6 protein-coding genes and 1 pseudogene are annotated in these 6,832 nt (G+C 69.5%); 4 read left to right on the forward strand and 3 right to left on the reverse strand.

The window, feature by feature from the left end; translation table 11 throughout:
* On the reverse strand, positions 1-378 hold a 378-nt coding region (locus tag RDU12_RS10695), incomplete at its 3' end, for a uracil-DNA glycosylase family protein (protein ID WP_308684593.1).
* Between the two features lie 138 nt (positions 379-516).
* Positions 517-831, reverse strand: a complete 315-nt coding sequence (locus RDU12_RS10700; protein WP_300290637.1) for a DUF3253 domain-containing protein — start codon at positions 829-831, stop codon at positions 517-519.
* A 50-nt stretch (positions 832-881) separates the two neighbouring features.
* On the opposite strand from RDU12_RS10700, the gene RDU12_RS10705 reads away from it, so the two are divergent.
* Positions 882-1,316, forward strand: coding sequence for a PaaI family thioesterase (locus RDU12_RS10705; RefSeq protein ID WP_300290639.1), 435 nt, complete (start codon positions 882-884; stop codon positions 1,314-1,316).
* A 3-nt stretch (positions 1,317-1,319) separates the two neighbouring features.
* Here the strand turns inward: RDU12_RS10705 and RDU12_RS10710 are convergent, their stop codons facing one another.
* Positions 1,320-1,931 (reverse strand): TetR/AcrR family transcriptional regulator, encoded by a 612-nt coding sequence (locus tag RDU12_RS10710; RefSeq protein ID WP_300290641.1) that lies wholly within the window; start codon positions 1,929-1,931, stop codon positions 1,320-1,322.
* Between the two features lie 122 nt (positions 1,932-2,053).
* Here RDU12_RS10710 and RDU12_RS10715 point away from each other — a divergent pair, with 122 nt between their 5' ends.
* The 3 genes and pseudogenes from RDU12_RS10715 to RDU12_RS10725 all read left to right on the forward strand — a co-directional run.
* The gene (locus RDU12_RS10715; RefSeq protein ID WP_300290643.1) at positions 2,054-3,253 is read left to right on the forward strand and encodes an efflux RND transporter periplasmic adaptor subunit; all 1,200 of its coding nucleotides are present in this window, start codon (positions 2,054-2,056) and stop codon (positions 3,251-3,253) included.
* Between the two features lie 7 nt (positions 3,254-3,260).
* Positions 3,261-6,515 carry an efflux RND transporter permease subunit gene (locus RDU12_RS10720; RefSeq protein WP_300290645.1) on the forward strand — a complete coding sequence of 1,085 codons (3,255 nt, stop codon included), beginning with the start codon at positions 3,261-3,263 and terminating at the stop codon, positions 6,513-6,515.
* Positions 6,515-6,832, forward strand: a pseudogene (locus RDU12_RS10725) (TolC family protein); the annotation flags it as partial. The gene RDU12_RS10720 and the pseudogene RDU12_RS10725, both read left to right, overlap by 1 nt.

The raw sequence follows: 6,832 nt of genomic DNA on the forward strand, positions 1-6,832 counted from the left end.
GCCGACCAGCAGGGTCAGCTCGACCCGGGGCAGTTCTGCGAGCAGGCCGGGCCGCCACAGTTCGGCGCAGCGGCGCGGGGGCGGATAGTCGCCGCCCTTCGGCGCCGTGCCGGGGTAGCAGAAGGCCTGGGCGGCGACGCCGAGGCGGCGGTCGGCGTAGAAGGTCTGGTCGTCCACGCCGAGCCAGTCGCGCAGGCGGTCGCCGGAGGGATCGGTGAACGGCAGGCCGCTTTCATGCACGCGGCGTCCCGGGGCCTGGCCGCAGATCAGCAGCCGGGTCTCGGGAAAGACATGCACCACCGGGCGCGGCGTGTGCGGCAACTGGCCGAGGCAGGCCCGGCAGGCGCGGATGTCGGCGAGGACCTGGTCGAGACTCACGCTTCTCCCTCCCCGTCCCGGGGAGGGTGGCTGAGCCGCAGGCGAAGCCGGATGGGGGCGGCGGACGGGTCGGACAGCCGTCCCCACCCTGTCAGCGCGCTGCGCTGACATCCCTCCCCGGGGCGGGGAGGGAGAGCCTCAGTCCTCATCGTTCTCCGGCGCCGGCGGCAGGGCCGCGAGGGCGGCGGCGGTCTCGGCCTCGGTCGGAAGGCGCAGGCGGATCACGCCCTTGAAGGCGTTGGGATCGACCGGCTTGCCCTTCTTGGTGATGGTCAGTTTGCCCTGACGCATCAGGCCCAGGGCGCAGTGCCGCACCTTGGGCAGCATGCGCTGCCACTGCTCCGGCTGAAGCTCCTTGGCCACGTCGGCCGGTTCGATGCTCTTGCCGCCGACGCCCTTGGGGTCGGCCTTCGCCAATTTTTCGAAGATGGCGGTTTCGATGGGGTCGCTCATCGCGCCTATATGCTGCATTGCGAGAGCGATAGTAAGGCGGAGCGCGAGCAATGGTTCAGAAGGTCACCGTAACCGAGGGCGAGTTCGCCGGCTGGCAGATGTACGACCTGCACGGCACCTTCGATCAGGTGGTGGGGCCGTTCTACTTCAGGCCGGACGCCGACGGGCGGATGCGCTGCGCCTTCCGGGCCGAGCCGAAGCATATGAACGCCGGCGACCGGATGCATGGCGGCTGTCTGATGACCTTCGCCGACATCGCCCTGTTCCAGACCGCCTACCAGGAGATGGAGGGCGCGTCGGGGGTGACGGTGTCGCTGGATTCCACCTTCATCGACGGGGCCTATGTCGGCGAACTGGTCGAGGCCACGGGCGAGGTGGTGCGGGCCGGCAAGAGCCTGATCTTCGTGCGCGGCCAGATCAACGCCGGCGAGCGCATCCTGATGACCTTCTCGGGCGTGATCCGGAAATTCCAGCAGCGGGGCTGAGCCTCAGCCGTCGATGATGTCCTGGAGGATGGCCGCCATGCGCTGTTCCATGGCCGCGCACTGTTCGGGGGTGAGGGCGTCGATGCACAGCTCGCTGCCGATCGAGACCCCCATCATGATGCCGGCGGCCAGCCGCGCGCGTACGGGGGCATCGGGGCCGCCCAGCCACTGCTCGAAGGGGCCGAAGAAGCAGTCCTGACCGTTGCGCTGAATGAGCTCCGCGGCCTTGGTGGAGCCGATGGAGCGAAGCATGATCAGCATGTGCTCCAGTTTGCCGGCTTCGCGCTCCTTGTAGATGGCTTCGCGGGCCATGCGCTGTCCGAAGTCGGAACGATCGCCCTCGATGATCCGCGTCTTGTCGCCGGATGCATTGAGCACGGCGATGAACAGGTCTTCCTTGGAGCCGAAATAGCGGGACACCAGCGCCGCATCGACGCCGACGTCGCCGGCGATATCGCGCATGCCGACGTCGTCGTAGCTTTCGCGCGAGAAACGGTTTGTCGCCGCCTTCAGGATCGCCGCCCGGGTGGCCTCGGCGTTACGGGGTCGCGGCGCGACATGGCAAAACAATTCGTGATCTCCGGTATGGCCCCACAGGCTATATGGCTTTGTCATCGACTGTTGACAAGCGCGGCGGGCTTCACCATTAAGTCACCGGGCGTTGACTAGCGGCCTCCTCCCCCGATCGCCGCCGTCGACAAAGACAGGGATTCTTCTCCCTACGGAGACCAACACACATGCGCACGGTGAAGATCGTGGCCGCGTCCGCCCTCATGGCGGCCGCGCTCTATGGCTGTTCCTCGAGGAGCGAGGCGCAGGCCCCGCCGGCGCCGTCCGTGACGGTCGCCGTTCCGCTGGTGCAGGCGGTTCAGGACTGGGACGAGTTCACGGGACGGTTCGAGGCGACCCAGTCGGTCGAGGTGCGGGCGCGCGTCGGCGGCTACATCTCGGGCGTCCACTTCCGCGACGGCGACTATGTGCGCCGCGGCCAGCTGCTGTTCACCCTGGACCCCCGTCCGGCCCAGGCCGCGCTGGCCTCGGCCCGCGCGCAACTGTCGCAGGCGCAGGCCCAGCTGACTCTCGCGCAGAGCGAGCTGGAGCGAGCCGAGACCCTGCTCGAATCGCAGGCGGTCTCACAGGCCGAGGTCGACACCCGCCGTGGCGCCCTGCAGACGGCCCAGGCGGCCATCGCGGCCGCCAACGCCAATGTGCGGACGCGGCAGCTGGATCTCGAATTCACCCGCGTCACCGCGCCGATCTCCGGCCGGGTGTCGGACCGCCGGGTCGATGCGGGCAACCTCGTGGCCGGCGGATCGTCCGCCGCGGACGTGCTGACCACGGTGGTCTCCAGCGCGCCGATCCATTTCGTCTTCGACGGCTCCGAAGCCGTGCTGCTGAAGTACCAGCGGCAGGCCCGCCAGGGCGCCGCGCCGATCCAGGTGCGCCTGCAGGATGAAACCGGTTTCAGCCGGTCGGGCACGCTCGACTTCACCGACAACGCCGTGGACACCTCGTCGGGGGTGATCCGCTTGCGGGCGCTGATCCCCAACGCCGACGGCTTCCTCAAGCCCGGCATGTTCGGCCAGGCGCGTCTGGCCGGGGCCGGGACCTATGACGCCATGCTGGTGCCCGACGCGGCCATCGCCACCGATCAGGCGCGGCGCATCGTCTATGTCGTCGCCGCCGACGGCTCGGTGGCGCCCAAGCCGGTCCAGCTGGGCCCCCTGGTGGACGGCCTGCGGGTCATCCGCGGCGGGCTCGAGCGGACCGACCGGGTCATCATCAACGGCGTCCAGCGCATCCAGCAGCCGGGGATGAAGGTGCAGGCCCGCAACGGCCAGATCCGCCCCGTCGCCCGCGAGGCCCAGGTTCCCGTGACCACGGCCGCGCCGGCCTCGACCGCCACCTTCGCCAACAGCCTGTCATCGGGCGACTGAGCCGGACATGAACATCTCACGCTTCTTCATCGACCGGCCGATCTTCGCGGCCGTGATCTCGGTGTTCATCACGCTGCTCGGCGTGTTCGCCTATCCGCTGCTGCCGCTGTCGCAGTATCCGGAGATCGCCCCGCCGACGATCGCGGTCACGGCCGTCTATCCGGGAGCCTCGGCCGAGACCATGGCCGAGACCGTGGCCGCGCCCATCGAACAGGAGGTCAACGGCGTCGAGCGCATGCTCTACATCTCGTCGTCCTCGACCTCGGACGGGGTGGCGACGATCACCGTCACCTTCGAGCCGGGGACGGACCTCGATTCGGCGCAGGTGCTGGTCCAGAACCGGGTCGCCCTGGCCGAGCCGCGCCTGCCGGAACCGGTGCGCCAGATCGGCGTGACGGTGAACAAGCAGCAGCAGGACTTCCTGCTCATCGTCGGCCTGACCTCGCCCGACCGCAGCCTGGCCAACGACTATATCGGCAACTACGCCAACTCGACCCTGCGCGACCGCTTCCTGCGCCTCGACGGCGTCGGCGCGGTGCAGGTGTTCGGCGGCGGCAACTATTCGATGCGGGTCTGGATCGACCCGAACAAGGCGGCCGCGCGCAACCTGACCGCCCAGGAGATCGTCGGCGCGCTGCGGGGGCAGAACACCTCGGCCGCCGCCGGCGCCATCGGCCAGCCGCCCTTCCCCACCAACGCCGCGGCCTTCCAGCTGCCGGTGCAGGTGCAGTCGCGCCTGAGCGACCCGGACGAGTTCGGCGACATCGTCATCAAGACCGACGCCCAGGGCCGGACAACCCGGGTGCGCGACGTCGCGCGCGTCGAGCTGGGCTCCCAGGACTACGGCATCCGCGGCTATTTCGACGGCCACCCGGGCGTCGCCCTCGCCATCCAGCAGCAACCCGGCGCCAATGCGCTGGAGACCGCCGACCGGGTCATGGCCGAGATCGAGGCCGCCCGCGCCGAACTGCCGCCCGGCATGGAGATTTCCGTACCCTACAACCCGACCGAATTCGTCGCCGAGTCGGTGGAGGCGGTGCAGCACACCGTGTTCGAGGCGATGATCCTGGTGGTGCTGGTGGTCATCGTCTTCCTGCAGACCTGGCGCGCCGCCATCATCCCGATCGTGGCCATCCCCGTGTCGCTGGTCGGAACCTTCGCGGTGCTGCTGGGACTGGGCTATTCGATCAATTCGCTGTCGCTGTTCGGCCTCGTGCTGGCCATCGGCATCGTGGTCGACGACGCTATCGTCGTGGTCGAGAACGTCGAGCGCTACATCCGTCAGGGCCTGACGCCCAAGGAGGCGGCCTACCGGTCGATGAAGGAAGTCTCCGGGGCGCTGATCGCGATCGGCCTGGTGCTGGTGGCGGTGTTCGTGCCGACGGCCTTCGTGCCCGGCATCCCCGGCATCTTCTATCAGCAGTTCGCGGTGACCATCGCCTCGGCCTCGGTGATCTCGCTGCTGGTGTCGCTGACCCTGTCGCCGGCCATGGCCGCGGTGCTGCTGAGGCCGCATGATCTGAGCCACGCCCCCGAGCGGAAGCCGGGACTGCTCGGCTCCGCCGCCTACTACGGCGGCTGGGCCGGACGCCGGTTCAACGAGGGCTTCGACTGGCTGTCGGACAAATACGGCCGGCTGACCGCGCGCCTGGTGCGGACCGTCGGCGTGGTGCTGGCCGTCTATGTCGTGCTGCTGGGCCTCACCGCCTGGCGGGTGATGGAGACGCCAACCGGCTTCATTCCGGACCAGGACCAGGGCTATCTGATCGGGGTCATCCAGCTGCCCGCGGGCGCCTCGCTGGAACGCACCGAGGCGGTGATGACCCGGGCCCGGGACATCATCGAGAAGACCGAGGGCGTGGACGGCACCGTGGCCTTCGCCGGCCTCGACGGCTCGAGCTTCTCGTTCGGCTCCAACGCAGCGACGATCTTCGTCCGCCTCGACGAGTTTGAGGAACGCGAGACGCGGGAAACGGCCGCCGCCGCCCTGGCCGGGGCCATCACCGGCGCCACCTTCGGCATCGAGGACGCCAACATCTTCGTCATCGCCCCGCCGTCGGTCCAGGGTCTGGGCAACGGCAACGGCTTCAAGATGATGGTCCAGGACCGCGGCGGCCAGGGTTATCGGGCCCTGGAAGGCGCGACCTTCGCCATGATGGGCGCGGCCGCCCAGCAGCCGGAACGCGTGCAGCAGGTGTTCTCGCTCTACAACACCGGCTCGCCGCGCATCTCCGCCGACGTCGACCGCGACCGGGCGCTGATGATGGGGGTGCAGCCCGACGACGTGTTCGACACGCTCGGCATCTATCTCGGTTCGGCCTACATCAACGACTTCAACTTCCTGGGCCGGACCTTCCGGGTCACGGCGCAGGCGGAGCCGGCGTCTCGCGACGACGTCGCCGACATCGCCAATCTGAAAACCCGCTCGGCCTCCGGCGCCATGGTGCCGATCGGCTCCGTGGCGACGCTGAGGGACGATTCCGGCCCGGCCCGCGTGGTCCGCTACAACCTGTTCCCGGCTTCCGAGCTGCAGGGTCAGGCGGCGCCCGGCGTGTCGTCCGGCCAGGCGCTGGACACCATGGAGCAGCTGGCGGCGGCCACCCTGCCGCCCGGCTTCTCCTACGAATGGACCGAGCTGGCGCTGCAGGAGAAGATCTCATCGGGCGGCACCACCCTGGTGTTCCTGATGGCCGTGGTCTTCGTCTTCCTGGTGCTGGCGGCCCAGTACGAAGCCTTCACCCTGCCGCTGGCCATCGTGCTGATCGTGCCGATGTGCGTGCTGGCGGCGATGATCGGCGTCGGCATCCGGGGTCTGGACAACAACATCCTGGTCCAGATCGGGCTGGTGGTGCTGATCGCCCTGGCGGCCAAGAACGCCATCCTGATCGTGGAGTTCGCCAAACAGGCGGAAGAGCAGCAGGGACTGAACCGATGGGACGCGGCGGTGCAGGCCGCCCGCACCCGCCTGCGCCCGATCCTGATGACCTCCTTCGCCTTCATCTTCGGCGTCGTGCCGCTGATGCTGGCGACGGGACCGGGCGCCGAGATGCGCCAGTCGCTGGGCACCGCGGTGTTCTCGGGGATGCTGGGCGTGACCGTGTTCGGCCTGATCTTCACCCCGGTCTTCTACGTCGTCAGCCGCTGGCTGGCCTCGAAGATGCCGCGCCGGCCCGAACAGCCGGCGGACGTTCCCACCACCCACGGCCTGCCGCCGCATGACGCCGACCTCGCGGCCGCCACGCCCCGGCCGGGAGACGCCTGATGACGACCCGTTCCCCTCTCCGGTTCCTGACCGCAACCGCCGGCGCCAGCCTCCTGCTGGCCTCGTGCGCGGTCGGGCCGAAGGCACCTGACGCGACCCTTCCCCCCTCCGCGTCGGGCGCCTTCATCGGGGCCGCGGCGCCCGGCGTCACGGCCGAGGCGGCGCGCGACGACTGGTGGCGCCTCTATGACGATCCGGTGCTGGACGCGCTCGTGGCCCGGGCCCTGGTCGAAAACAACGAGCTGGAGGCGGCCGCGGCCAATCTGCGCCGGGTCCGGGCGGCGCTGGGCGATGCCCGCACCGGCCGCCTGCCCTCG

It is taken from the genome of Brevundimonas sp. (genome assembly GCF_031082345.1).
Classification (GTDB): Bacteria; Pseudomonadota; Alphaproteobacteria; order Caulobacterales; family Caulobacteraceae; genus Brevundimonas.

Bases quoted from the DNA above. Each gene is read 5' to 3' on its own strand.
- RDU12_RS10705 (WP_300290639.1), top strand. From the start codon at position 882: ATGGTTCAGAAGGTCACCGTAACCGAGGGCGAGTTCGCCGGCTGGCAG.
- RDU12_RS10720 (WP_300290645.1), top strand. From the start codon at position 3,261: ATGAACATCTCACGCTTCTTCATCGACCGGCCGATCTTCGCGGCCGTG.
- RDU12_RS10715 (WP_300290643.1), top strand. From the start codon at position 2,054: ATGCGCACGGTGAAGATCGTGGCCGCGTCCGCCCTCATGGCGGCCGCG.
- RDU12_RS10710 (WP_300290641.1), bottom strand. From the start codon at position 1,931: ATGACAAAGCCATATAGCCTGTGGGGCCATACCGGAGATCACGAATTG.
- RDU12_RS10700 (WP_300290637.1), bottom strand. From the start codon at position 831: ATGAGCGACCCCATCGAAACCGCCATCTTCGAAAAATTGGCGAAGGCC.